The sequence below is a fragment of the Bacillus sp. SIMBA_074 genome (assembly GCF_046534555.1).
Lineage (GTDB): Bacteria > Bacillota > Bacilli > Bacillales > Bacillaceae_G > Bacillus_A > Bacillus_A mycoides.
In genome coordinates, this window is the sequence record NZ_JAWRYM010001380.1 from 1 (window position 1) to 228 (window position 228).

The 228-nt window shown below is 48.2% G+C and carries 1 pseudogene; it reads right to left on the minus strand.

Going from position 1 to position 228, the window contains the following annotated elements:
• A pseudogene (locus SB773_RS35225) lies at positions 1-228 on the minus strand (ABC transporter ATP-binding protein); the annotation flags it as partial.

The window sequence follows — 228 nt, forward strand, 5'->3', positions numbered from 1 at the left end:
GTGCACCAATACGCCCATAATCATGATCTTTTGGCGCATACCATGCGAGTAGCTTTGGATCGTATCTCCGAGGGCATTCGTCATATCAAAACGCTGTGCCAGCTGCAGGATTCGTTCGTTTCGAACTTTTTGCGGCACCTCGTAAATATCTGCCATGAAGCTGACATACTCCAGGCCCTTTAGTCGCAGGAACATATCAGGACTATCAGGCACATAGCCAAATTGACG